The organism is Streptomyces europaeiscabiei (genome assembly GCF_001550375.1).
Taxonomy (GTDB): Bacteria; Actinomycetota; Actinomycetes; order Streptomycetales; family Streptomycetaceae; genus Streptomyces; species Streptomyces europaeiscabiei.
In genome coordinates this window covers 1-21,544 of record NZ_LRTR01000209.1, presented here as the reverse complement: position 1 = coordinate 21,544, position 21,544 = coordinate 1, and the positions used below count along the sequence as shown (strand labels likewise).

At 67.6% G+C, this 21,544-nt stretch carries 31 protein-coding genes; 27 read left to right on the top strand and 4 right to left on the bottom strand.

The features are described 5' to 3' along the window. The first annotated feature begins 136 nt into the window (after window positions 1-136). The 23 genes from rplP to truA all read left to right on the top strand — a co-directional run bounded on the left by rplP (window position 137) and on the right by truA (window position 13,328). Window positions 137-556 (top strand): 50S ribosomal protein L16, encoded by a 420-nt coding sequence (gene rplP / locus AWZ10_RS10270; RefSeq protein WP_004927269.1) that lies wholly within the window; start codon window positions 137-139, stop codon window positions 554-556. Further along, entirely contained in the window at window positions 556-780 is a 225-nt protein-coding gene (rpmC, locus tag AWZ10_RS10265; protein WP_030831683.1) for a 50S ribosomal protein L29, read from the top strand. Before rplP ends, rpmC begins: the two co-directional genes overlap by 1 nt. Next, entirely contained in the window at window positions 780-1,067 is a 288-nt protein-coding gene (rpsQ, locus tag AWZ10_RS10260; protein ID WP_046704425.1) for a 30S ribosomal protein S17, read from the top strand. Before rpmC ends, rpsQ begins: the two co-directional genes overlap by 1 nt. Before the next feature lie 95 nt (window positions 1,068-1,162). After that, window positions 1,163-1,531 carry a 50S ribosomal protein L14 gene (rplN, locus tag AWZ10_RS10255; protein WP_003992364.1) on the top strand — a complete coding sequence of 123 codons (369 nt, stop codon included), beginning with the start codon at window positions 1,163-1,165 and terminating at the stop codon, window positions 1,529-1,531. 2 nt (window positions 1,532-1,533) lie between these two features. After that, window positions 1,534-1,857, top strand: coding sequence for a 50S ribosomal protein L24 (gene rplX / locus AWZ10_RS10250; RefSeq protein ID WP_037694132.1), 324 nt, complete (start codon window positions 1,534-1,536; stop codon window positions 1,855-1,857). Beyond that, window positions 1,857-2,414 carry a 50S ribosomal protein L5 gene (gene rplE, locus AWZ10_RS10245; protein WP_005481216.1) on the top strand — a complete coding sequence of 186 codons (558 nt, stop codon included), beginning with the start codon at window positions 1,857-1,859 and terminating at the stop codon, window positions 2,412-2,414. The genes rplX and rplE overlap by 1 nt, the downstream gene beginning before the upstream one ends. 5 nt (window positions 2,415-2,419) lie before the next feature. Continuing rightward, complete coding sequence (locus AWZ10_RS10240; protein WP_003948630.1) at window positions 2,420-2,605, top strand: type Z 30S ribosomal protein S14; 186 nt, start codon at window positions 2,420-2,422, stop codon at window positions 2,603-2,605. A gap of 214 nt (window positions 2,606-2,819) precedes the next feature. Then, the gene (gene rpsH / locus AWZ10_RS10235; protein WP_046704424.1) at window positions 2,820-3,218 is read left to right on the top strand and encodes a 30S ribosomal protein S8; all 399 of its coding nucleotides are present in this window, start codon (window positions 2,820-2,822) and stop codon (window positions 3,216-3,218) included. A 24-nt stretch (window positions 3,219-3,242) separates the two neighbouring features. Continuing rightward, a complete protein-coding gene (gene rplF, locus AWZ10_RS10230) occupies window positions 3,243-3,782 on the top strand; it encodes a 50S ribosomal protein L6 (RefSeq protein ID WP_046704423.1) in 540 nt (179 codons plus the stop codon). Between the two features lie 3 nt (window positions 3,783-3,785). Then, on the top strand, window positions 3,786-4,169 hold the full coding sequence (gene rplR, locus AWZ10_RS10225; RefSeq protein WP_037694138.1) for a 50S ribosomal protein L18: 384 nt from the start codon (window positions 3,786-3,788) through the stop codon (window positions 4,167-4,169). 39 nt (window positions 4,170-4,208) lie between these two features. After that, window positions 4,209-4,814: a 30S ribosomal protein S5 gene (gene rpsE, locus AWZ10_RS10220; protein ID WP_046704422.1), complete on the top strand. Its 606-nt coding sequence runs from the start codon at window positions 4,209-4,211 to the stop codon at window positions 4,812-4,814. Beyond that, on the top strand, window positions 4,814-4,996 hold the full coding sequence (gene rpmD / locus AWZ10_RS10215) for a 50S ribosomal protein L30 (protein WP_046704421.1): 183 nt from the start codon (window positions 4,814-4,816) through the stop codon (window positions 4,994-4,996). The genes rpsE and rpmD overlap by 1 nt, the downstream gene beginning before the upstream one ends. 2 nt (window positions 4,997-4,998) lie before the next feature. Continuing rightward, complete coding sequence (gene rplO / locus AWZ10_RS10210) at window positions 4,999-5,454, top strand: 50S ribosomal protein L15 (protein ID WP_005481206.1); 456 nt, start codon at window positions 4,999-5,001, stop codon at window positions 5,452-5,454. Window positions 5,455-5,696: 242 nt separating this feature from the next. Beyond that, on the top strand, window positions 5,697-7,010 hold the full coding sequence (gene secY, locus AWZ10_RS10205; RefSeq protein WP_046704420.1) for a preprotein translocase subunit SecY: 1,314 nt from the start codon (window positions 5,697-5,699) through the stop codon (window positions 7,008-7,010). Further along, complete coding sequence (locus tag AWZ10_RS10200) at window positions 7,010-7,672, top strand: adenylate kinase (RefSeq protein WP_060890914.1); 663 nt, start codon at window positions 7,010-7,012, stop codon at window positions 7,670-7,672. Before secY ends, AWZ10_RS10200 begins: the two co-directional genes overlap by 1 nt. 172 nt (window positions 7,673-7,844) lie before the next feature. Next, window positions 7,845-8,681, top strand: coding sequence for a type I methionyl aminopeptidase (gene map / locus AWZ10_RS10195; protein ID WP_060890913.1), 837 nt, complete (start codon window positions 7,845-7,847; stop codon window positions 8,679-8,681). Window positions 8,682-8,991: 310 nt separating this feature from the next. Further along, on the top strand, window positions 8,992-9,213 hold the full coding sequence (infA, locus tag AWZ10_RS10190) for a translation initiation factor IF-1 (protein ID WP_003948620.1): 222 nt from the start codon (window positions 8,992-8,994) through the stop codon (window positions 9,211-9,213). Between the two features lie 73 nt (window positions 9,214-9,286). After that, window positions 9,287-9,400 carry a 50S ribosomal protein L36 gene (gene rpmJ, locus AWZ10_RS10185; protein WP_003998809.1) on the top strand — a complete coding sequence of 38 codons (114 nt, stop codon included), beginning with the start codon at window positions 9,287-9,289 and terminating at the stop codon, window positions 9,398-9,400. Between the two features lie 214 nt (window positions 9,401-9,614). Then, a complete protein-coding gene (rpsM, locus tag AWZ10_RS10180; protein ID WP_060890912.1) occupies window positions 9,615-9,995 on the top strand; it encodes a 30S ribosomal protein S13 in 381 nt (126 codons plus the stop codon). A gap of 70 nt (window positions 9,996-10,065) precedes the next feature. Continuing rightward, window positions 10,066-10,470 carry a 30S ribosomal protein S11 gene (rpsK, locus tag AWZ10_RS10175; protein WP_003956432.1) on the top strand — a complete coding sequence of 135 codons (405 nt, stop codon included), beginning with the start codon at window positions 10,066-10,068 and terminating at the stop codon, window positions 10,468-10,470. A 134-nt stretch (window positions 10,471-10,604) separates the two neighbouring features. After that, complete coding sequence (locus AWZ10_RS10170) at window positions 10,605-11,627, top strand: DNA-directed RNA polymerase subunit alpha (protein ID WP_003966937.1); 1,023 nt, start codon at window positions 10,605-10,607, stop codon at window positions 11,625-11,627. A gap of 181 nt (window positions 11,628-11,808) precedes the next feature. Next, the gene (gene rplQ / locus AWZ10_RS10165) at window positions 11,809-12,315 is read left to right on the top strand and encodes a 50S ribosomal protein L17 (protein WP_037694157.1); all 507 of its coding nucleotides are present in this window, start codon (window positions 11,809-11,811) and stop codon (window positions 12,313-12,315) included. Window positions 12,316-12,464: 149 nt separating this feature from the next. Continuing rightward, on the top strand, window positions 12,465-13,328 hold the full coding sequence (truA, locus tag AWZ10_RS10160; protein WP_046709127.1) for a tRNA pseudouridine(38-40) synthase TruA: 864 nt from the start codon (window positions 12,465-12,467) through the stop codon (window positions 13,326-13,328). Window positions 13,329-13,356: 28 nt separating this feature from the next. Here the strand turns inward: truA and AWZ10_RS10155 are convergent, their stop codons facing one another. Continuing rightward, a complete protein-coding gene (locus tag AWZ10_RS10155; RefSeq protein WP_208618477.1) occupies window positions 13,357-14,241 on the bottom strand; it encodes a hypothetical protein in 885 nt (294 codons plus the stop codon). A gap of 490 nt (window positions 14,242-14,731) precedes the next feature. Here AWZ10_RS10155 and rplM point away from each other — a divergent pair, with 490 nt between their 5' ends. The 3 genes from rplM to glmM all read left to right on the top strand — a co-directional run bounded on the left by rplM (window position 14,732) and on the right by glmM (window position 17,367). Next, complete coding sequence (rplM, locus tag AWZ10_RS10150) at window positions 14,732-15,175, top strand: 50S ribosomal protein L13 (protein ID WP_013001400.1); 444 nt, start codon at window positions 14,732-14,734, stop codon at window positions 15,173-15,175. Window positions 15,176-15,220: 45 nt separating this feature from the next. After that, the gene (gene rpsI / locus AWZ10_RS10145; RefSeq protein ID WP_037694163.1) at window positions 15,221-15,748 is read left to right on the top strand and encodes a 30S ribosomal protein S9; all 528 of its coding nucleotides are present in this window, start codon (window positions 15,221-15,223) and stop codon (window positions 15,746-15,748) included. Between the two features lie 260 nt (window positions 15,749-16,008). Beyond that, on the top strand, window positions 16,009-17,367 hold the full coding sequence (gene glmM, locus AWZ10_RS10140) for a phosphoglucosamine mutase (RefSeq protein ID WP_046709125.1): 1,359 nt from the start codon (window positions 16,009-16,011) through the stop codon (window positions 17,365-17,367). A 114-nt stretch (window positions 17,368-17,481) separates the two neighbouring features. Here the strand turns inward: glmM and AWZ10_RS10135 are convergent, their stop codons facing one another. Both AWZ10_RS10135 and coaA read right to left on the bottom strand, forming a co-directional pair. Further along, entirely contained in the window at window positions 17,482-18,414 is a 933-nt protein-coding gene (locus AWZ10_RS10135) for a DUF389 domain-containing protein (RefSeq protein WP_060890910.1), read from the bottom strand. A 55-nt stretch (window positions 18,415-18,469) separates the two neighbouring features. Then, complete coding sequence (gene coaA / locus AWZ10_RS10130) at window positions 18,470-19,459, bottom strand: type I pantothenate kinase (RefSeq protein ID WP_037694172.1); 990 nt, start codon at window positions 19,457-19,459, stop codon at window positions 18,470-18,472. A gap of 290 nt (window positions 19,460-19,749) precedes the next feature. Here coaA and AWZ10_RS52890 point away from each other — a divergent pair, with 290 nt between their 5' ends. Further along, window positions 19,750-19,893, top strand: a complete 144-nt coding sequence (locus AWZ10_RS52890) for a hypothetical protein (protein ID WP_208618478.1) — start codon at window positions 19,750-19,752, stop codon at window positions 19,891-19,893. A 21-nt stretch (window positions 19,894-19,914) separates the two neighbouring features. On the opposite strand, the gene AWZ10_RS10120 is transcribed toward AWZ10_RS52890, so the two are convergent. Beyond that, on the bottom strand, window positions 19,915-21,357 hold the full coding sequence (locus AWZ10_RS10120; RefSeq protein ID WP_208618476.1) for an NAD(P)H-hydrate dehydratase: 1,443 nt from the start codon (window positions 21,355-21,357) through the stop codon (window positions 19,915-19,917). Window positions 21,358-21,544 lie beyond the last annotated feature (187 nt).

Below are 21,544 nucleotides of genomic sequence, written 5' to 3'. Positions count from 1 at the left end.
CCCGTGGTGGCCGTGGTGGCGAGCGTGGCGGTCGCGGTCGTAAGCCGCAGCAGGCTGCCGGCGCCGAGGCCCCCAAGGCCGAGGCTCCCGCCGCCGCCGCTCCGGCTGAGAGCACCGGAACGGAGGCCTGAGGGACATGCTGATCCCCCGTAGGGTCAAGCACCGCAAGCAGCACCACCCGAAGCGCCGCGGCCAGGCCAAGGGTGGTACGACGGTCGCGTTCGGCGAGTACGGCATTCAGGCCCTCACGCCGGCGTACGTGACCAACCGCCAGATCGAGGCGGCCCGTATTGCCATGACCCGCCACATCAAGCGTGGCGGCAAGGTCTGGATCAACATCTACCCGGACCGCCCGCTCACGAAGAAGCCTGCCGAGACCCGCATGGGTTCCGGTAAGGGTTCGCCGGAGTGGTGGATCGCGAACGTGCACCCGGGCCGGGTCATGTTCGAGCTGTCCTACCCCAACGAGAAGATCGCCCGTGAGGCCCTCACTCGCGCAGCCCACAAGCTGCCGATGAAGTGCCGGATCGTCAAGCGCGAGGCAGGTGAAGCGTGATGTCGGCCGGTACCAAGGCGTCCGAGCTGCGCGAGCTGGGTGACGAGGAGCTTCTTGCGAAGCTTCGCGAAGCCAAGGAAGAGCTGTTCAATCTCCGCTTCCAGGCGGCGACCGGACAGCTTGAGAACCATGGCCGTCTGAAGGCGGTCCGCAAGGACATCGCGCGGATCTACACCCTGATGCGCGAGCGTGAGCTGGGCATCGAAACGGTGGAGAACGCCTGATGAGCGAGAACAACGTGACTGAGACGAACGACGAGACGCGCGGCTTCCGCAAGACTCGTGAGGGCATCGTCGTCGCCGACAAGATGGACAAGACCGTCGTCGTCGCCGTCGAGGACCGCAAGAAGCACGCCCTGTACGGCAAGGTCATCCGTAGCACGAGCAAGCTCAAGGCGCACGACGAGCAGAACGCCGCCGGCGTCGGCGACCGTGTCCTCCTCATGGAGACCCGGCCGCTGTCCGCCACGAAGCACTGGCGTGTCGTCGAGATCCTCGAGAAGGCCAAGTAATTTCCTGCGGGCAAACCCGCAGGACAGTTCCGCCAGGCTCCGGGGGCCGTTCCTGAACGGCCCCCGGGGAACCGGCAGACAATCAGGAGATAGACGTGATCCAGCAGGAGTCGCGACTGCGTGTCGCCGACAACACTGGTGCGAAGGAAATCCTTTGCATCCGTGTGCTCGGTGGCTCCGGTCGCCGCTACGCGGGCATCGGTGACGTCATCGTCGCCACCGTCAAGGACGCGATCCCCGGCGGCAACGTGAAGAAGGGTGACGTCATCAAGGCGGTCATCGTTCGCACCGTCAAGGAGCGCCGCCGTCCGGACGGCTCGTACATCCGCTTCGACGAGAACGCCGCTGTCATTCTGAAGAACGACGGCGACCCTCGTGGCACCCGTATCTTCGGCCCGGTCGGCCGGGAGCTGCGCGAGAAGAAGTTCATGAAGATCATCTCGCTCGCGCCGGAGGTGCTGTAAGCATGAAGATCAAGAAGGGCGACCTGGTCCAGGTCATCACCGGTAAGGACAAGGGCAAGCAGGGCAAGGTCATCACGGCCTTCCCCCGCGAGGACCGCGTCCTGGTCGAGGGTGTCAACCGGGTCAAGAAGCACACCAAGGCCGGCCCGACCGCCAAGGGTTCGCAGGCCGGTGGCATCGTCACTGTCGAGGCGCCGATCCACGTCTCCAACGTCCAGCTGGTCGTGGAGAAGGACGGCAAGAAGGTCGTCACGCGTGTCGGCTACCGCTTCGACGACGAGGGCAACAAGGTTCGCGTTGCCAAGCGGACGGGTGAGGACATCTGATGGCTACCACCACGACTCCGCGTCTCAAGACGAAGTACCGCGAGGAGATCGCGGGCAAGCTGCAGGAAGAGTTCTCGTACGAGAACGTCATGCAGACCCCCGGTCTCGTCAAGATCGTGGTCAACATGGGTGTGGGCGACGCCGCCCGCGACTCCAAGCTGATCGAGGGCGCCATCCGCGACCTCACCACGATCACCGGTCAGAAGCCGGCCGTCACCAAGGCCCGCAAGTCCATCGCGCAGTTCAAGCTGCGTGAGGGCCAGCCGATCGGTGCCCACGTCACGCTCCGTGGCGACCGCATGTGGGAGTTCCTGGACCGCACCCTGTCGCTCGCGCTCCCGCGCATCCGCGACTTCCGTGGTCTGTCCCCCAAGCAGTTCGACGGCCGTGGCAACTACACCTTCGGTCTCACCGAGCAGGTCATGTTCCACGAGATCGACCAGGACAAGATCGACCGCACCCGGGGTATGGACATCACCGTGGTGACCACGGCGACCAACGACGCTGAGGGCCGCGCGCTCCTCCGTCACCTCGGCTTCCCCTTCAAGGAGGCGTGAGCGAGATGGCGAAGAAGGCTCTTATCGCGAAGGCTGCTCGCAAGCCCAAGTTCGGTGTGCGTGGCTACACGCGCTGCCAGCGCTGCGGCCGTCCCCACTCCGTGTACCGCAAGTTCGGCCTGTGCCGCGTGTGCCTTCGTGAGATGGCTCACCGTGGCGAGCTGCCGGGCGTGACCAAGAGCTCCTGGTAGTCCCTGCTTTCAGGGATTCCAGAAGCTCTCGGTAAGCACTGGGCGTGTCAGGCGCCCACCCGTCCATGGCTTAGGCTTGGAGGGTTGGGCGCCTGATTGCCGCCCGTACGACTTACTACGCCGTAGGTCCCCGCACCGCACCCGTCCCGCCACCGAGTGGGGAGAGGGATGGCGCATACAGGAAACCCCGGCGAGAGAGGCCGAAGGCCAATTCATGACCATGACTGATCCGATCGCAGACATGCTTACGCGTCTGCGGAACGCGAACTCGGCATACCACGACTCCGTGTCGATGCCGGCATCGAAGATCAAGTCTCACATCGCGGAGATCCTCCAGCAGGAGGGCTTCATCACGGGCTGGAAGGTCGAGGACGCCGAGGTCGGCAAGAACCTCGTCCTCGAGCTGAAGTTCGGCCCGAACCGTGAGCGCTCCATCGCGGGCATCAAGCGGATCTCCAAGCCCGGTCTCCGGGTTTACGCGAAGTCCACCTCCCTGCCCAAGGTGCTGGGTGGCCTCGGCGTGGCGATCATCTCCACGTCGCACGGTCTCCTCACTGGACAGCAGGCCGGCAAGAAGGGCGTAGGCGGAGAAGTCCTCGCCTACGTCTGGTAGCGGAAGGGAACGGAGGAAACAGCTATGTCGCGTATTGGCAAGCTCCCCATCACGGTTCCCGCCGGCGTGGACGTCACCATCGACGGCCGTACGGTCTTGGTCAAGGGCCCCAAGGGCACGCTGACCCACACCGTCGCTTCGCCGATCGACATCGCCAAGGGTGAGGATGGCGTTCTCAACGTCACCCGCCCCAACGACGAGCGTCAGAACAAGGCCCTGCACGGCCTGTCCCGCACGCTGGTGGCGAACATGATCACCGGCGTGACCCAGGGTTACGTGAAGAAGCTCGAAATCAGCGGTGTCGGTTACCGAGTGCAGGCCAAGGGTTCGAACCTCGAGTTCGCGCTCGGCTACAGCCACCCGATCACCGTCGAGGCGCCCGAGGGCATCAGCTTCAAGGTCGAGAACCCGACGCGGTTCTCGGTCGAGGGCATCGACAAGCAGAAGGTCGGCGAGGTTGCGGCCAACATCCGCAAGCTGCGCAAGCCTGACCCGTACAAGGCCAAGGGCGTCAAGTACGAGGGCGAAGTCATCCGCCGCAAGGTCGGAAAGGCGGGTAAGTAAGCCATGGCATACGGTACGAAGATCGCTAAGGGCGATGCTTACAAGCGTGCTGCCATCAAGCGGCGCCAGATCCGGATCCGTAAGAAGGTCAACGGTACGGCTGAGCGTCCCCGCCTGGTCGTGACCCGCTCGAACCGCCACATCGTGGCCCAGGTGATCGACGACCTCAAGGGTCACACCCTTGCGTCGGCGTCCACCCTGGACTCGTCGATCCGTGGTGCGTCGGAGGACAAGTCGGCGCAGGCCGGCAAGGTCGGCGCCCTGGTCGCCGAGCGTGCCAAGGCCGCCGGTGTCGAGGCCGTCGTGTTCGACCGTGGTGGTAACCGGTACGCGGGTCGCATCGCGGCCCTGGCCGACGCCGCCCGCGAGGCCGGGCTCAAGTTCTGAGCTCGCTGCGTAGCTAGCGGAAAGAGAGAGGTAAATCCAATGGCTGGACCCCAGCGCCGCGGTGGCGGTGCCGGTGGCGGCGAGCGGCGGGACCGGAAGGGCCGTGACGGCGGCGCAGCTGCCGCCGAGAAGACCGCGTACGTTGAGCGCGTTGTCGCGATCAACCGCGTCGCCAAGGTTGTGAAGGGTGGTCGTCGCTTCAGCTTCACTGCGCTCGTCGTAGTGGGCGATGGTGACGGCACCGTCGGTGTCGGTTACGGCAAGGCCAAGGAGGTGCCGGCCGCGATCGCCAAGGGTGTTGAAGAGGCCAAGAAGCACTTCTTCAAGGTCCCCCGTATCCAGGGCACCATCCCGCACCCGATCACGGGCGAGAAGGCCGCGGGCGTCGTCCTGCTCAAGCCTGCTTCCCCCGGTACCGGCGTTATCGCCGGTGGCCCGGTGCGTGCCGTGCTCGAGTGCGCCGGTGTGCACGACATCCTGTCGAAGTCGCTCGGTTCGTCCAACGCGATCAACATCGTGCACGCGACCGTGGAGGCCCTGAAGGGTCTGCAGCGTCCCGAGGAGATCGCGGCCCGCCGTGGTCTGCCCCTCGAGGACGTCGCTCCCGCGGCTCTGCTCCGTGCACGTGCGGGAGCGGGTGCGTAATGGCTCGCCTCAAGGTCACGCAGACGAAGTCGTACATCGGCAGCAAGCAGAACCACCGTGACACCCTGCGGTCCCTTGGTCTCAAGGGGATCAACACCGTGGTCGTCAAGGAGGACCGCCCCGAGTTCCGCGGAATGGTTCACACCGTCCGCCACCTCGTGTCGGTTGAGGAGGTCGACTGATCATGGCGGAGAACAACCCGCTCAAGATCCACAACCTCCGTCCTGCCCCGGGCGCCAAGACCGCCAAGACCCGTGTGGGTCGTGGTGAGGCGTCGAAGGGTAAGACGGCTGGACGTGGTACCAAGGGTACGAAGGCCCGTTACCAGGTTCCGGAGCGCTTCGAGGGTGGCCAGATGCCCCTCCACATGCGTCTTCCGAAGCTGAAGGGCTTCAAGAACCCGTTCAAGACGGAGTTCCAGGTCGTGAACCTGGACAAGCTCGCCGCCCTCTACCCCGAGGGTGGGGAGGTCACCGTTGCCGACCTGGTCGACAAGGGTGCCGTCCGCAAGAACAGCCTCGTCAAGGTCCTCGGCCAGGGCGAGATCTCCGTGGCGCTGCAGGTGACGGTCGACGCCGTCTCCGGCTCCGCCAAGGAGAAGATCACCGCCGCCGGCGGTACCGTCACCGAGCTCGTCTGAACACATCAGGTGTCTCGATGACTTGAGCGATCCCGACCGGGGATACCCCACAAATGGGGTATCCCCGGTTGGTCGTTCCTAGGGAAGCAGTCTCGCCGGTAAGGTGACCTGCGCTGCCCGTTTTCACAGGGCGCTCATACATGGGCACTCGACGCGGCAGTTAAACGTTACGTAAGTCGTCCTCATCAGAATCTCAAAACCGTCACCCTTGACGCAGTAGCGCGGGGGTCGCAGGAGGCACCGTGCTCACCGCGTTCGCCCGGGCGTTCAAGACGCCCGACCTGCGCAAGAAGCTGCTCTTCACGCTCGGCATCATCGTGATCTATCGGATCGGCACGCATGTGCCGATCCCCGGTGTCGACTACTCCGCCGTCCAGTTCTGCATCGATCAGACCAAGAGCAACTCGGGTCTCTTCGGTCTGGTCAACATGTTCAGTGGTGGCGCGCTGCTGCAGATCACGATCTTCGCGCTCGGCATCATGCCGTACATCACGGCGAGCATCATTCTGCAGCTGCTGACCGTGGTGATCCCGCGTCTGGAAGCCCTGAAGAAGGAGGGGCAGGCCGGCACGGCGAAGATCACGCAGTACACGCGTTATCTGACGGTCGCCCTCGCCATCCTCCAGGGCACCGGCCTCGTCGCCACCGCCCGCAGCGGCTCGCTGTTCAGCACGTGCCCGCGGGGCACCCAGATCGTCCCTGACCAGTCGATCTACACCACCATGGTCATGGTCATCACCATGACCGCCGGTACGGCCGTCGTCATGTGGCTCGGTGAGCTGATCACCGACCGTGGCATCGGCAACGGCATGTCGATCCTGATGTTCATCTCGATCGCCGCCACGTTCCCGTCCGCGCTCTGGGCGATCAAGGAGCAGGGCGACCTGGCGGGTGGCTGGATCGAGTTCGGCGTCGTGATCGCGGTCGGCTTCGTCATGGTCGCGCTCGTGGTCTTCGTCGAGCAGGCTCAGCGCCGTATCCCGGTCCAGTACGCCAAGCGCATGATCGGCCGTCGGTCCTACGGCGGCACCTCGACGTACATTCCGCTGAAGGTCAACCAGGCGGGCATCATCCCTGTGATCTTTGCCTCGTCGCTGCTCTACATCCCGGCGCTGGTCGCGCAGTTCGCCGGTGGAAATTCCGGCTGGAAGACCTGGATCGAGAAGAATCTCGCGCAGCCGGACGCTCCGGCGCACATCACCCTCTACTTCTTCCTGATCATCTTCTTCGCGTTCTTCTACGTGGCCATCTCGTTCAACCCCGAGGAAGTCGCGGACAACATGAAGAAGTATGGTGGCTTCATCCCGGGCATCCGGGCTGGCCGACCGACCGCTGAGTACCTGAGTTACGTACTCAACCGGATCACCTGGCCGGGTTCGCTGTACCTGGCTCTGATCGCTCTCGTGCCGACAATGGCGTTGGCCGGCTTCGGAGCGAACCAGAACTTCCCGTTCGGCGGTACCAGCATCCTGATCATCGTGGGTGTGGGTCTGGAGACGGTGAAGCAGATCGAGAGCCAGCTCCAGCAGCGCAATTACGAAGGGTTCCTCCGCTGATGCGAATCGTCCTCGTCGGGCCGCCGGGTGCCGGTAAGGGAACGCAGGCCGCGTTCCTCGCCCAGAACCTGTCGATCCCGCACATCTCCACGGGCGACCTGTTCCGGGCCAACATCAGCAAGCAGACGGAGCTCGGCAAACTCGCGAAGTCCTACATGGACAAGGGCGAGCTGGTGCCGGACGAGGTCACCATCGCGATGGCCAAGGACCGCATGGAGCAGCCGGACGCCGAGAACGGCTTCCTGCTCGACGGCTTCCCGCGCAACGTCTCGCAGGCCGAGGCGCTCGACGTGACGCTCCAGGACGAGTCCATGAACCTGGACGCGGTGCTGGACCTGGAGGTCCCCGAGGAAGAGGTCGTCAAGCGGATCGCCGGCCGGCGCATCTGCCGGAACGACTCCGCCCACGTCTTCCACGTCACGTACAAGAAGCCGAAGCAGGAGGGCGTCTGCGACGTCTGCGGCGGCGAGCTGTACCAGCGGGACGACGACTCCGAGGAGACCGTCCGCAAGCGTCTGGAGGTCTACCACACCCAGACCGAGCCGATCATCGACTACTACAAGGCCCAGGGCCTCGTGGTGACGATCACGGCCCTCGGCCCGGTGGAGGAAGTCACCCAGCGCGCCATGGAGGCGCTCAAGCGCGAGGACGACGACAAGTAAGGTCGTCAGCCAGTACGTAGGCCGCGGTGCCCGTGAGGGGCGCCGCGGCTGCTTTTTGCGGTGAACCGCCGCTCTCGCGGAGGTGGCGATTCGCCGTTGTGCCTGCCCCATCGATGGTTGCGGCACACTTGACCCCAGACGTGCTTACCGGAAGTGGAGAGGCGAGAGCCTGATGGTGCAGATCAAGAGCCCCGAGCAGATCGCCAAGATGCGCGAGGCGGGACTGGTCGTCGCCGCCATTCACGCGGCCACCCGGGAGGCCGCGGTGCCGGGCGCCTCCACGAAGGATCTCGACGACGTGGCCCGCAAGGTGCTCGCGGAGCACGGGGCCAAGTCGAACTTCCTCGGCTACGGCGGCTTCCCGGCGACGATCTGCACGTCGGTGAACGAGGTCGTGGTGCACGGCATCCCGAGCGACGAGGTCGTGCTGAAGGACGGCGACATCATCTCCATCGACTGCGGCGCGATCGTCGACGGCTGGCACGGTGACGCGGCCTACACCGCGTTCGTGGGATCCGGTCACGCCCCGGAGCTGATCGAGCTGTCGCGGGTGACCGAGGAGTCCATGTGGGCCGGGATCGCCGCGATGAAGCTGGGGAACCGGCTCGTGGACGTCTCCCGGGCCATCGAGACGTACATCCGCCGGCAGCCGAAGCCGGGCGGGGGCAAGTACGGGATCGTCGAGGACTACGGCGGCCATGGCATCGGGACCGAGATGCACATGGACCCGCATCTGCTGAACTACGTCGAGCGGCGGCGGGGCAAGGGGCCGAAGCTCGTCCCCGGGTTCTGCCTCGCGATCGAACCGATGGTGGCCCTGGGTACGCCGAAGACCGAGGTTCTCGCGGACGACTGGACCGTGGTGAGCACCGACGGGACGTGGTCCTCGCACTGGGAGCACTCGGTGGCGTTGACGGAGGCGGGGCCGCTGGTGCTGACCTCGCCGGACGGGGGCCGGGCGAAGCTCGCGGAGTTCGGGATCACTGCGGCGCCTGATCCGGTGGGCTGAGTTCTCGTTGCCGGGTGCGGGTGCGGGTGCGGGTGCGGGTGCGGGTGCGGGTCCGGTGGGGGCTGGTCTCGCCCATGCGGCGGAGCCGCGGATCGACACAGCCCCGCGCCGCTGACAACGGCTGAGCCCCTGACAGCGGCTGCGCCGCTTCGGGGCCGGGCGGCATAAGGATCTTCGCCCTTGGGCATCCTTACCCGAATTCGTGTTTCTGGAGGCCCTGACGTAGACTGACTCGTCGGCTCTCGTGTTTCCGTATGTCTTCATTCGGTTACGCGGAGTCGATCAAGGTAGTCGATTCGAAGGGCGAAGCGTGGCCAAGAAGCAAGGTGCCATCGAGATCGAGGGCACTGTCGTCGAGTCTCTTCCGAACGCCATGTTCAAGGTCGAGCTCCAGAACGGCCACCAGGTCCTGGCACACATCAGCGGCAAGATGCGTATGCACTACATCCGTATCCTCCCTGACGACCGGGTCGTGGTGGAGTTGTCTCCGTACGACCTGACCCGTGGCCGGATCGTCTACCGCTACAAGTAGATCTTGCCGCCGCTCTCCGTGCCCCGGCTCTCCGGGACGCGGGTGGTGGCACTGACCCGGAGAACCTCACCCCATGAAGGTCAAGCCGAGCGTCAAGAAGATCTGCGACAAGTGCAGGGTGATCCGCCGTCACGGTCGGGTCATGGTCATCTGCGAGAACCCGCGCCACAAGCAGCGCCAGGGCTGACGCACGTTCGACCTCTCCCTCTGCATCGACATCGCAGGGATTCGCGCGACGCGAGCTGAATTTGTTCATACGCAGGACCCAGGCGTGCTCAGCGTCTGACACCCCCGGCTCGGAGGCCGGGGACCCGGGTCGTACCTACTCTTCGACACGTAAGAGGCCGGCGGCCGGGATCTGGTTCTGCGGAAGACCTCCGACAATCACCAGGAGCCATTGAATGGCACGCGTTTCCGGTGTTGACATCCCGCGCGACAAGCGCGTGGAGGTCGCCCTCACCTACGTGTTCGGCATCGGCCGGACCCTCTCCCAGGAGACGCTGGCAGCGACCGGCGTCAACCCCGACACCCGCGTCCGCGACCTCTCCGAGGAGCAGCTCGTCGCGATCCGCGAGTACGTGGACAGCAACATCAAGACCGAGGGTGACCTCCGTCGCGAGGTGCAGGCCGACATCCGCCGCAAGGTGGAGATCGGTTGCTACCAGGGCCTCCGTCACCGTCGTGGTCTGCCCGTCCGCGGTCAGCGCACCAGCACGAACGCCCGCACCCGCAAGGGCCCGCGTCGCGCCATCGCCGGTAAGAAGAAGCCGGGCAAGAAGTAGTCCTCAGCGGACAACGCTTCATCAGCGGTCTTCGCTGTAGGACCGACCACCTCCCCGTAGGAGTTTGTAGATGCCCCCCAAGGGTCGTCAGGGCGCTGCCAAGAAGGTGCGCCGCAAGGAAAAGAAGAACGTCGCTCACGGTCACGCGCACATCAAGAGCACGTTCAACAACACGATCGTCTCGATCACGGACCCCTCGGGCAACGTGATCTCCTGGGCCTCCGCCGGCCACGTCGGCTTCAAGGGCTCCCGGAAGTCCACGCCGTTCGCCGCGCAGATGGCCGCCGAGTCGGCCGCCCGTCGCGCGCAGGAGCACGGCATGCGCAAGGTCGACGTGTTCGTCAAGGGCCCGGGTTCGGGTCGTGAGACGGCCATCCGTTCGCTGCAGGCGACCGGTCTCGAGGTCGGCTCCATCCAGGACGTCACGCCCACCCCGCACAACGGCTGCCGTCCGCCCAAGCGTCGCCGCGTCTGACCCTTCGGGGCCGATGCACGGCTGCTTGGTCTGAGGTTTTCGGGCGGTATGGCTCTTCATTGCCATATCGCCCGTACCCTTGTAGTTCTCAAGGGCATCAAATAGTGGGTGCCCATGACTGAAGGATTCACTTCATGCTGATCGCTCAGCGTCCCTCGTTGACCGAAGAGGTCGTCGACGAGTTCCGCTCCCGGTTCGTGATCGAGCCGCTGGAGCCGGGCTTCGGCTACACCCTCGGCAACAGCCTCCGCCGTACGCTCCTGTCGTCGATCCCGGGTGCGGCGGTCACGTCCATCCGTATCGACGGTGTCCTGCACGAGTTCACCACCGTGCCGGGCGTCAAGGAGGACGTCACCGACCTGATCCTCAACATCAAGCAGCTGGTCGTCTCCTCGGAGCACGACGAGCCGGTCGTGATGTACCTGCGCAAGCAGGGCCCGGGTCTGGTCACCGCCGCCGACATCGCGCCCCCGGCCGGTGTCGAGGTGCACAACCCCGACCTCGTCCTCGCCACGCTCAACGGCAAGGGCAAGCTGGAGATGGAGCTGACGGTCGAGCGCGGCCGCGGTTACGTCTCCGCCGTGCAGAACAAGCAGGTGGGCCAGGAGATCGGCCGTATCCCGGTCGACTCCATCTACTCGCCGGTTCTCAAGGTCACGTACAAGGTCGAGGCGACTCGTGTCGAGCAGCGCACCGACTTCGACAAGCTGATCGTCGACGTCGAGACCAAGCAGGCGATGCGTCCGCGTGACGCCATGGCCTCCGCCGGTAAGACGCTGGTCGAGCTGTTCGGTCTCGCCCGTGAGCTGAACATCGACGCCGAGGGCATCGACATGGGTCCGTCCCCGACGGACGCCGCCCTCGCCGCCGATCTCGCCCTGCCGATCGAGGAGCTGGAGCTCACCGTTCGGTCGTACAACTGCCTCAAGCGCGAGGGCATCCACTCCGTGGGTGAGCTCGTGGCTCGTTCCGAGGCGGACCTGCTCGACATCCGTAACTTCGGTGCGAAGTCGATCGACGAGGTCAAGGCGAAGCTGGCGGGTATGGGTCTGGCGCTCAAGGACTCGCCTCCCGGGTTCGACCCGACCGCCGCCGCCGACGCGTTCGGCGCGGACGACGACGCGGACGCCGGGTTCGTGGAGACCGAGCAGTACTAAGAGCTCGGGCCATCTGGTCCGTACTCGGGTGCGGGTGCGCTGTGGCTTGTCGCGCAGTTCCCCGCGCCCCTTCCGGGAGCGTCCCTTCGGGACTGCTCCCGGATCTTCGACGGGCATCCGCCCGCTCGGATACTGACCTCGGTACCTGATACGGCCGGGGCAGACACCTAGGAGAATCACCATGCCGAAGCCCACCAAGGGTGCCCGTCTGGGCGGCGGCGCCGCGCACGAGAAGCTGCTCCTCGCGAACCTCGCGAAGGCGCTCTTCGAGCACGGCCGCATCACCACCACCGAGGCGAAGGCCCGCCGTCTGCGGCCGTACGCCGAGCGTCTGGTCACCAAGGCGAAGAAGGGCGACCTTCACAACCGCCGCCAGGTGCTCCAGGTCATCACGGACAAGAGCATCGTGCACACGCTCTTCACCGAGATCGGCCCGCGGTACGAGAACCGTCCGGGTGGCTACACCCGTATCACCAAGATCGGTAACCGCCGTGGCGACAACGCGCCCATGGCTGTCATCGAGCTGGTCGAGGCGCTGACGGTCGCGCAGCAGGCCACCGGTGAGGCCGAGGCCGCCACCAAGCGTGCCGCCAAGGACGCCGAGGCGCCCGCCGCTGAGGCCAAGGTGGACACGACCAAGGCCGACGAGGCCGCGGACGAGGCTGCCGAGGAGTCGAAGGACGCGTAAGCGTTCTGCGGGGGCTGTGCGTCGGCGGCCGCGGGTTCGCTGTGGTTGTTCGCGCAGTTCCCCGCGCCCCTGAAAGACGGGGCGTGGGTGAGCGGGCCCGTTCCTTTCGAGGAACGGGCCCGCTTTTCTGTACCTGAGAGGATCTTCGTGTGAGTGATGAAGCGGCGCCTGGCCATGTCCGTGTCCGGCTGGACCTGTCGTACGACGGGAGTGAGTTCTCCGGGTGGGCCAAGCAGGCCGGGGGACGGCGGACGGTGCAGGGGGAGATCGAGGACGCCCTGCGGACCGTTACGCGGTCGAGCGAGACGTACGAGCTGACCGTGGCGGGGCGGACCGACGCGGGGGTGCATGCGCGGGGCCAGGTGGCGCATGTCGACCTGCCGCGGGAGGTCTGGGACGAGCACCACGGGAAGCTGCTCAAACGGCTCGCAGGGCGGCTGTCCAGGGACGTACGGGTCTGGGCCCTGCGGGAGGCTCCCAGCGGCTTCAACGCCCGGTTCTCGGCCGTCTGGCGGCGATACGCCTATCGGGTGACCGACAACCCCGGCGGTGTCGATCCGTTGCTGCGCAGCCACGTGCTGTGGCACGACTGGCCGCTGGACGTGGACGCCATGAACGACGCCGCGTCGCGGCTGCTGGGGGAGCACGACTTCGCGGCCTACTGCAAGCGGCGGGAGGGCGCGACCACGATCCGTACGCTGCAGCAGCTCAGCCTGGTGCGGGGGGACGACGGGGTGATCACCGCGACCGTGCGGGCCGACGCCTTCTGCCACAACATGGTGCGGTCGCTGATCGGGGCGCTGCTGTTCGTGGGGGACGGGCACCGGGGGGCCGAGTGGCCCGGGAAGGTGCTGGCCGCCGGTGTGCGGGACTCCGCCGTGCATGTCGTACGGCCGCACGGGCTGACCCTGGAGGAGGTCGGCTACCCGGCCGACGAGCTGCTGGCCGCGCGGAACAAGGAGGCGCGCAACCGGCGGACCCTGCCCGGGGTGCCCGGGGCCGGCTGCTGCTGACCTCGGGCGGCGGCAGGGGTACGGGTGGTCACTGCCCGTTGGCAGCGGCGGCGGCCTGGGTCTCACCCCGGCGGCGGATCTGTTCGTACGTGGACTCACTGAGGTCGTCGCCGGCCGTGAAGACGGCGGTGTCCTTCTCCGTGACGTCCTTGCCGTCGGTGAAGCCGGCCAGGGTGAAGTGGGCGTAGCGGCCGTAGGAGTTGGCGGTCGTACGGCAGAACGTCGTACGGCAGAAGGTGGGGACGCCGTCGCCGGAGAGGGAGACGAGGGTGCTCTGCTTGTCCCAGTCCTTCTTGACCTTGGTCGCCTTGGCCTCGGTGTCGAACAGGGCGACGCCGACCGTGACCGCGATCTTGTCCCGGTAGTAGGTCACGCGCATGAAGCGGGTGCAGTCGTTGCTGGTCAGCAGCTTGCCGAGGGCGCCCTGGACGGCCGAGGCGCAGTCTGTCGTCGAGGCTGTGGCGCCCTTGCGGTAGACGACGTTGTCGCGCTTGGTCAGCTGGGAGCCCGGGAAGAGGATGTCCGGGCTGATCGGCGCCTTGTCCTTGCCCGAGCTGGAGATGAAGTCCTTCGGGTTCAGCGGTGGCGGGGCCGAGGTCGGCGCGAACGACGGGTCCGTCTTGGCGCTGGCGCTCGGGATGTCCGCGGTGGCCGACCGGTCGTTCGGGCCGTTCGCCGTGGTGGTGCCGCTGTCCGCGTTGACGACGGCGACGGCCACGGCGACGCCTATGCCGACCGTGGCGAGAGCGCCGCCGACGATCATCAGGAGTCTGCGGCGTCTGTTGCGTGTTTCGGACTGCTCGGCGAGTGACGCCCAGTCCGGGGTCTGGTTACTGGTGGAATTCCGCTGATTGTCCCACGGGTCGTGGGAACCTCCGGGGCTCCACTGAGACCCCCCCTGCCCAAAGCTCATGGGCCGCAGTTTAGACGGGCGAGGGGAGGCCTTCTTCAGTTATGGGTTATGCCAGGTACGGGTTACGCCTCGTCCTTCCAGCCGGCGACCAGTTTGCGCGTGTTGTGGTCGTCCAGCTTCGTGTACGAGAAGTCGTTGATCTCGAGCTTGTGCCCGTTCTTGAACTTCATGTCGCGTTGCATGTCTGATCACGTGCGTCGCGGCGCGCGAGGCCGGATCGTAGCGAACCCGTGGGCGAAGTGGATCAAGGGTGCGGCGGCCCCCGGCCCGGACCCGTTTTGACCTGTCCGGGGCGGCGCGGGTAGCCTTGCAGTTTGTTATGCGTATGGGCTTGGTCGTTCTCACGCGAGAGGCCCTTGCGTAGGTTCCCTGGAGCAGTTACCAGTGGGCGGCATACGGGCAGCGTCCCCGGCATTGTCGTCCCCAGCTGCACGATCGCTTCAGTGATGCCATGTCTCAGCACCCATCCACTGAAGAAGAAGGCTGCGAAGTGCGTACGTACAGCCCCAAGCCCGGCGATGTGACTCGCCAGTGGCACGTCATTGACGCTCAGGACATCGTCCTGGGCCGTCTGGCTACCACTGCCGCGAACCTCCTCCGTGGCAAGCACAAGCCGACCTATGCCCCGCACATGGACATGGGCGACTTCGTCATCATCATCAACGCCGACAAGGTTCACCTGTCCGGCAACAAGAAGACCCAGAAGCTGGCGTATCGCCACTCCGGCTACCCGGGTGGTCTGCGCTCCGTCCGCTACGACGAGCTGCTGGCGAAGAACCCCGAGAAGGCCGTCGAGAAGGCCATCAAGGGCATGATCCCCAAGAACACCCTGGGCCGTCAGATGATCTCGAAGCTGAAGGTCTACTCGGGCGACCAGCACCCGCACGCTGCGCAGCAGCCGGTGCCGTTCGAGATCACCCAGGTCGCGCAGTAGTTCCGGCCACAACCCCCTAAGACAGAAAAGAATCTGAGGAGAATCGTGGCCGAGACCACCGTTGAGCAGCCGGTCGAAGAGACTGAGACCGAGCTCGTCGACATTGAGAGCTACACCACCGAGTCCGAGGTCCCCGTCGAGGGTGAGTACACCTCGGAGTCCCTCGCCGGCCGCTTCGGCGACCCGCAGCCGGCCGCCGGCCTGGGCCGTCGCAAGAACGCCATCGCCCGCGTCCGGATCGTCCCGGGCTCCGGCAAGTGGAAGATCAACGGGCGTACGCTCGAGGACTACTTCCCGAACAAGGTGCACCAGCAGGAGGTCAACGAGCCGTTCAAGGTTCTTGAGCTCGAAGGCCGCTACGACGTCATCGCCCGCATCGCCGGTGGCGGTGTCTCCGGTCAGGCCGGTGCGCTCCGTCTCGGTGTCGCCCGCGCGCTGAACGAGGCCGACGTCGACAACAACCGTGGCGCCCTCAAGAAGGCCGGCTTCCTCCGTCGCGACGACCGTGCGGTCGAGCGCAAGAAGGCCGGTCTGAAGAAGGCCCGCAAGGCTCCGCAGTACAGCAAGCGCTAAATCGCGCTCGCGCCGTATCGCGCGTATCGCCCCGGTGGCACGTACCCGTGCCGCCGGGGCGGTTTGCGTAGCAGGGGCGATCGTTCATCGCAGGCTTATACACAGACTGTCGGTACAACCCCGAAAGGGGGAGGACAGTCTCAGGGGATGTACTTGGTCCGGGAAATGCCGGGACACTCGGGGACAGCCGGTGCGGGACCGCCCGGTAGGGGACCATCAGGTACGAGCCGCACATTCTCAGCAATTCGGAGGACACCACAGTGGGACGACTCTTCGGCACGGACGGCGTGCGCGGTGTCGCCAACGCGGATCTGACGGCCGAGCTCGCGCTCGGACTCTCCGTCGCGGCGGCACACGTACTCGCCGAGGCGGGAACGTTCGAGGGCCACAAGCCGGTGGCGGTGGTCGGGCGGGATCCGCGAGCGTCCGGAGAGTTCCTGGAGGCGGCCGTCGTGGCCGGCCTCGCCAGTGCGGGCGTCGACGTGCTGTGCGTCGGCGTGCTGCCCACCCCCGCGGTGGCGTTCCTCACCGGCGAGCTGGGCGCCGACCTCGGCGTGATGCTCTCCGCCAGCCACAACGCCATGCCCGACAACGGCGTCAAGTTCTTCGCCCGCGGCGGGCACAAGCTCGCCGACGATCTGGAGGACCGGATCGAGGGCGTGTACGAGCAGCACCGCACCGGGGCGCCCTGGGACCGGCCCACCGGTGCGGGTGTCGGGCGCGTCCGGTCGTACGACGAGGGCGCGGCGCGGTACGTCGAGCATCTGCTCTCCGTCCTCCCCAACCGCCTCGAAGGGCTGAAGGTCGTCCTCGACGAGGCGCACGGCGCCGCCGCCGGGGTCTCGCCGGAGGCGTTCACGCGCGCCGGCGCCGAGATCGTCACCATCGGGGCCGAGCCGGACGGGCTCAACATCAACGACGGGTGCGGGTCGACGCACCTCGGGAAGCTGCGGGCCGCCGTCGTCGAGCACGGGGCGCACCTCGGGATTGCGCACGACGGGGACGCCGACCGGTGCCTGGCCGTGGACCACGAGGGCAACGAGATCGACGGGGACCAGATCCTCGCGGTGCTCGCGCTGGACATGCGCGAGCGCGGGGTGCTCCGGTCGGACACCGTGGTCGCCACCGTGATGTCCAACCTCGGCTTCAAGCTGGCGTTGGAGCGGGAGGGACTCAAGCTGGTGCAGACCGGGGTCGGGGACCGGTATGTGCTGGAGGAGATGAAGCGGCACGGGTACGCCCTCGGGGGCGAGCAGTCCGGGCATGTGATCATCTCCGACCACGCGACGACGGGTGACGGCACGTTGACGGGGCTGCTGCTCGCGGCTCGGGTCGCGCGGACCGGTCGTACGCTCAAGGAGCTGGCCGGGGTGATGGAGCGATTGCCGCAGGTGCTCATCAACGTGCCGGATGTGGACCGGTCGCGGGTCGGGACGTCCGCGGAGCTCGCGACGGCTGTGGGCGAGGCGGAGGCGGAACTCGGTTCCACGGGGCGGGTGTTGTTGCGGCCGTCGGGGACCGAGCCGTTGGTGCGGGTGATGGTGGAGGCCGCGGACATCGAGCAGGCGCGGTCGGTCGCGGGGCGGCTGGCCGACGCTGTGAAGTCCGCGCTCGGTTAGCGGTCTGTTCCGGGTTCGGGGTGGGGGAACCGTGCGTTGCGGGCCACGGGTTCGTCGTGGCTTGTCGCGCAGTTCCCCGGGCCCCTGAGGAGCAGGGGCTGCGCCCCCTGCTCCTCAGGGGCGCTGCTGGCGGGGCTTGGACCACAGCCACTTCTGGAAGAACAGGGTGAGGGTGCCTGCCAGGACGATGCCTGCGAGGTTCAGCAGGAGTTGGTTCGTCGAGCCGATCGTCTGGGCCGTGTCGCCGTAGCTCAGGGCGACCGCCGCGTTGGCTGCCGCCGGGACCGTGGTGACCGAGATGGCCACGCCGACCAGGGCGCCCGACTTCGCCGAGGTGAGGGAGAGGGTGCCGGCGATGCCGGCGAGGACGGCCACGACGAAGGAGAAGGCGTCGGGGGCGTAGACGAAGGCCGTGTTGGGGCGCTCGGCGTCCAGTTGCTCCCTGCTGAACAGGTCGAGCGCGTCCATGAAGAGGCTGAAGCCGACGGTCACGGCCATGGCCACCGCGAAGCCCACGAGCAGCGCGATCAGGGAGCGCAGGGCGAGGCGCGGGTGGCGTTGCACGATGGACGTGCTGATCCCCGCCAGGGGGCCGAACTCGGGGCCGACCGCCATCGCGCCGACGATCAGGACGGCGTTGTCGAGGACCACACCACAGGCCGCGATCATCGTGGCGAGGGTGATGAAGGCGATGTAGGTGAGGGAGAGCGTCGACTCCTCGTGGGTGGCGTCCGTCAGGTGCTCCCACAGGACCGCGTCCGCGCCCTCGCCCGGCGCGTCGTTCTCCGCCCTGTCGGCGCGCTCGGAGAGCGACAGGTCGATGTTCTCCACGGCGATGGAGCCGGTCCTGTCGAGGTCCAACGCCCTGAGCGCGCCGATCAGTTCGTCGCCCGCCTCACGGGCCGCGTCGCACATCACGACGTCTCCGGCGGGGTTGCGGGCGGCGCCCGGTACGACGACGAGGTGGGCGGTCCCGACCGTGTTCTCGATCAGGCGCACCACCTCGTCGGTCCTGTCGGACGGGGTGATCAGGCGCAGATGCAGCATGCGCCCTTTCTAACAGGCCGTGGTGACGGCCGTGGGCAGCGCGCTGCCCACGGCTTCACAGTTTGCGCAGGCTGAGGCGGCGCACCTTGTGGTCGGGGCCCTTGCGGATGATGAGGGTGGCGCGGCCCCGGGTGGGGGCGATGTTCTCGACCAGGTTGGGCTTGTTGATGGTGCGCCAGAGGGTGCGGGCGTAGTCGACGGCGTCGTCCTCGGAGACCTGGGTGTACTTGCGGAAGTACGAGTCGGGCTTCTGGAAGGCGGTCTGGCGGAGCTTCTTGAAGCGGTTGAGGTACCAGCGCTCGATGTCGTCGGCGCCGGCGTCGACGTACACGCTGAAGTCGAAGTAGTCGGCGAGACCGACGCGCGTGCGGCCGTCGCTGCCGGGAAGGGCGGGCTGGAGGACGTTGAGGCCCTCGACGATGAGGATGTCGGGACGGCGGACCGTGAGCCGCTGATCGGGAACGATGTCGTAGATGAGGTGGGAGTAGACGGGGGCCGTCACCTCGTCCTTGCCGGCCTTGATGTCGGCGACGAAACGGGTCAGGGCCCGGCGGTCGTACGACTCGGGGAAGCCCTTGCGGGAGACCAGGCCGCGTTCCTGGAGGTCCTTCATGGGCAGAAGGAAGCCGTCGGTGGTGACCAGCTCCACGCGCGGGTGTTCGGGCCAGCGGGCGAGGAGGGCCTGGAGGAGACGGGCGACGGTCGACTTGCCGACGGCCACGGAGCCGGCGACGCCTATGACGAACGGGGTGCCGGACTGGGAGCCCTGCTCGCCCAGGAACGTGTTCAGGGCGCCGCGCAGGCCGTCGGTGGCACCGATGTACAGGTTGAGGAGCCGGGACAGCGGCAGATAGATGTCCCGTACCTCGTCGAGGTCGATGACATCGCCCAGGCCGCGCAGCTTCTCGACCTCCTCGGCGTTCAGCGGGAGCGGCGTTTTTTCGCGCAGCGCGCTCCACTCGGCACGGGTGAGGTCGACGTAGGGAGTCGCCTCCGGCCTGGGCCGGTGGGCGCTCCGCGGCAACGAGGAGACCGGTGAGATCACAGTCCATTGTTAACGGAGTTTGAACGGGGCGGCGGGTGGGGTCCGTCACGCCGGGGGCACATTAGGGGATATGCCCTTCACTGTGGGTGAATTGTGACGAAGGTGTGGACCTGGGGTGGGGGGAGGACTAGCGTCCGGGCGGTCGGGAGGGAGCCGCCTCCCGGTCGGCCAGGGGGAATTGGGGGATCTGGATGACTTTCGACGTGCGTTCACGGTTACGGGGCGCTGTCCGGAGGGGGTCTACGCGCGGTGAGGCGGAGCTCGCCGGGCGGGTGTGCAGCGAGCTCTCGATGGATCTGCCGGATGAGGACCTGGGCGAGTGCCTCTCCGACGCGATGGACCTGTACCGGATGGGGAGCAAGCCCCGGTGCGAGGAGGTCGAGTACCTCGGGATGGTGCGGGAGGCGATCGACCGTATCGAGGAGGGGCGTTGAGGGGCGAGGGCGGGGTGAGCGTCAGGCCGTGATGTCCCGCCAGGCCGCCGGGATCGCCTCCGCCACGTCGTGGGCGCCCGCCGGGGCGCCGTCGGCGGCGTAGCGGCCCGCCAGACCGTGCACGTACGCCGCCACGCTCGCCGCGTCCAGGGGGGAGAGGCCGGCCGCCAGGAGCGAGCCCGCCAGACCCGAGAGGACGTCGCCGCTGCCGGCGGTGGCCAGCCAGGGGGTGCCGGTGGCGTTGACGCGGACCGGGGTGTCGGGGTCCGGGGCGGCGATCAGTGTGGTCGAGCCCTTGAGAAGGACCGTCGCGTCGAAGGCGCGGGCCAGGTCGCGGACGGCGGTGAGACGGGAGGCCTCGACCTCCTCCCGGGAGACGCCGAGGAGGGCGGCGGCCTCGCCCGCGTGCGGGGTCAGCAGGGTCGGGGCCGTGCGGGTGCGCACCGTCTCGCGGTCGGCGAGGCGCAGGCCGTCGGCGTCGAGGAGGACGGGGACGTCGGTGGAGAGGGCCTCGGCGACGGGGGCCGGGTCGTCGCCCGCTCCGGGACCGGCGACCCAGGCCTGGACCCTTCCCGCCTTCTTCGGGCCCGTGTCCGAGACCAGGGTCTCCGGGAAGCGGGCGAGGACCGCGTCGGTGGCCGCGCCGACATAGCGGACCGCGCCCGCTCCGCCGCGCAGGGCGCCCGCGACCGCGAGGACCGCCGCGCCCGGGTAGCGGGTCGAGCCCGCCGCGATGCCCACGACTCCTCGGCGGTACTTGTCGCTCTCCCGGGACGGGTGGGGGAGCAGGGCGGCCACGTCGGCGTGCTGGAGGGACTCCAGGGCGGGGGTGGCCGGGAGGGTACTCGCCAGGCCGATGTCGATCAGGCGGACCGAGCCGGCGTACGCGCGGGCCGGGTCGATGAGGAGGCCCGGTTTGTGGGTGCCGAAGGTGACGGTGAGGTCGGCGCGGACGGCTGCGCCGTGCACCTCGCCGGTGTCCGGTTCGACGCCGCTCGGGAGGTCCACGGCGATGACCGTGGCGGGGGAGGCGGACACGAGGGCGGCGAGGAGGGCGGCTTCGGGGCGGAGTCCGCCCTTGCCGCCGATGCCGACGATGCCGTCCAGGACGAGGTCGGCGTGGTGGATGAGGGCGGCGGCGGCGGCGGGGGTGGCCGTGGTGCCGCCCGCTCGGAGGAGGGACTTGAGAGCGGCGGGGTGGGTGCGGTCCGGGGTCAGGAGGACGGCGGTGACTCCCGCGCCGCGCTTCGCCAGGCGGGCGCCGGCGTAGAGGGTGTCGCCGCCGTTGTCCCCGCTGCCGGTGAGGAGGACCACGCGGCTGCCGTAGACGCGGCGGGGGAGGGCGTCGGCGCAGGCCGCGGCCAGGCCCGCGGCCGCGCGTTGCATCAGGGCGCCGTCGGGGAGTCGTGCCATGAGGGTGCGTTCGGCTGTGCGGACGGTTTCTACGCGGTGGGCTGAGCGCATGGGGACGAGTCTGCCTTGTGTGGGGGGCCTGGTGCAGCTGGGTGCGCGTGGCTGTGGCTGGGCGGGGGTGGTGGGTGCCCTCCGCTGTGGCTGGGCGGGGGGTGGGTTTTCGCGGCTCGGCGGTTACGAGGTGCCGCTGCGCCCACCCGTGCCGCCCCAGCGGCACGATTGCCCGCAGTTGGGGGGG

Coding starts and splice junctions, on each gene's coding strand:
- rplP (WP_004927269.1), top strand. CDS start 137: ATGCTGATCCCCCGTAGGGTCAAGCACCGCAAGCAGCACCACCCGAAG.
- rplE (WP_005481216.1), top strand. CDS start 1,857: ATGGCTACCACCACGACTCCGCGTCTCAAGACGAAGTACCGCGAGGAG.
- rpsQ (WP_046704425.1), top strand. CDS start 780: ATGAGCGAGAACAACGTGACTGAGACGAACGACGAGACGCGCGGCTTC.
- rpsH (WP_046704424.1), top strand. CDS start 2,820: ATGACCATGACTGATCCGATCGCAGACATGCTTACGCGTCTGCGGAAC.
- rpsE (WP_046704422.1), top strand. CDS start 4,209: ATGGCTGGACCCCAGCGCCGCGGTGGCGGTGCCGGTGGCGGCGAGCGG.
- AWZ10_RS10155 (WP_208618477.1), bottom strand. CDS start 14,241: ATGAGCTTTGGGCAGGGGGGGTCTCAGTGGAGCCCCGGAGGTTCCCAC.
- AWZ10_RS10170 (WP_003966937.1), top strand. CDS start 10,605: ATGCTGATCGCTCAGCGTCCCTCGTTGACCGAAGAGGTCGTCGACGAG.
- rplR (WP_037694138.1), top strand. CDS start 3,786: ATGGCATACGGTACGAAGATCGCTAAGGGCGATGCTTACAAGCGTGCT.
- AWZ10_RS10200 (WP_060890914.1), top strand. CDS start 7,010: ATGCGAATCGTCCTCGTCGGGCCGCCGGGTGCCGGTAAGGGAACGCAG.
- rplX (WP_037694132.1), top strand. CDS start 1,534: ATGAAGATCAAGAAGGGCGACCTGGTCCAGGTCATCACCGGTAAGGAC.
- rpsM (WP_060890912.1), top strand. CDS start 9,615: ATGGCACGCGTTTCCGGTGTTGACATCCCGCGCGACAAGCGCGTGGAG.
- AWZ10_RS10120 (WP_208618476.1), bottom strand. CDS start 21,357: ATGCGCTCAGCCCACCGCGTAGAAACCGTCCGCACAGCCGAACGCACC.
- AWZ10_RS10240 (WP_003948630.1), top strand. CDS start 2,420: ATGGCGAAGAAGGCTCTTATCGCGAAGGCTGCTCGCAAGCCCAAGTTC.
- rpmJ (WP_003998809.1), top strand. CDS start 9,287: ATGAAGGTCAAGCCGAGCGTCAAGAAGATCTGCGACAAGTGCAGGGTG.
- rpmD (WP_046704421.1), top strand. CDS start 4,814: ATGGCTCGCCTCAAGGTCACGCAGACGAAGTCGTACATCGGCAGCAAG.
- AWZ10_RS10135 (WP_060890910.1), bottom strand. CDS start 18,414: ATGCTGCATCTGCGCCTGATCACCCCGTCCGACAGGACCGACGAGGTG.
- rpsK (WP_003956432.1), top strand. CDS start 10,066: ATGCCCCCCAAGGGTCGTCAGGGCGCTGCCAAGAAGGTGCGCCGCAAG.
- rplQ (WP_037694157.1), top strand. CDS start 11,809: ATGCCGAAGCCCACCAAGGGTGCCCGTCTGGGCGGCGGCGCCGCGCAC.
- map (WP_060890913.1), top strand. CDS start 7,845: ATGGTGCAGATCAAGAGCCCCGAGCAGATCGCCAAGATGCGCGAGGCG.
- rplO (WP_005481206.1), top strand. CDS start 4,999: ATGGCGGAGAACAACCCGCTCAAGATCCACAACCTCCGTCCTGCCCCG.
- rpmC (WP_030831683.1), top strand. CDS start 556: ATGTCGGCCGGTACCAAGGCGTCCGAGCTGCGCGAGCTGGGTGACGAG.
- rplF (WP_046704423.1), top strand. CDS start 3,243: ATGTCGCGTATTGGCAAGCTCCCCATCACGGTTCCCGCCGGCGTGGAC.
- AWZ10_RS52890 (WP_208618478.1), top strand. CDS start 19,750: ATGGATCTGCCGGATGAGGACCTGGGCGAGTGCCTCTCCGACGCGATG.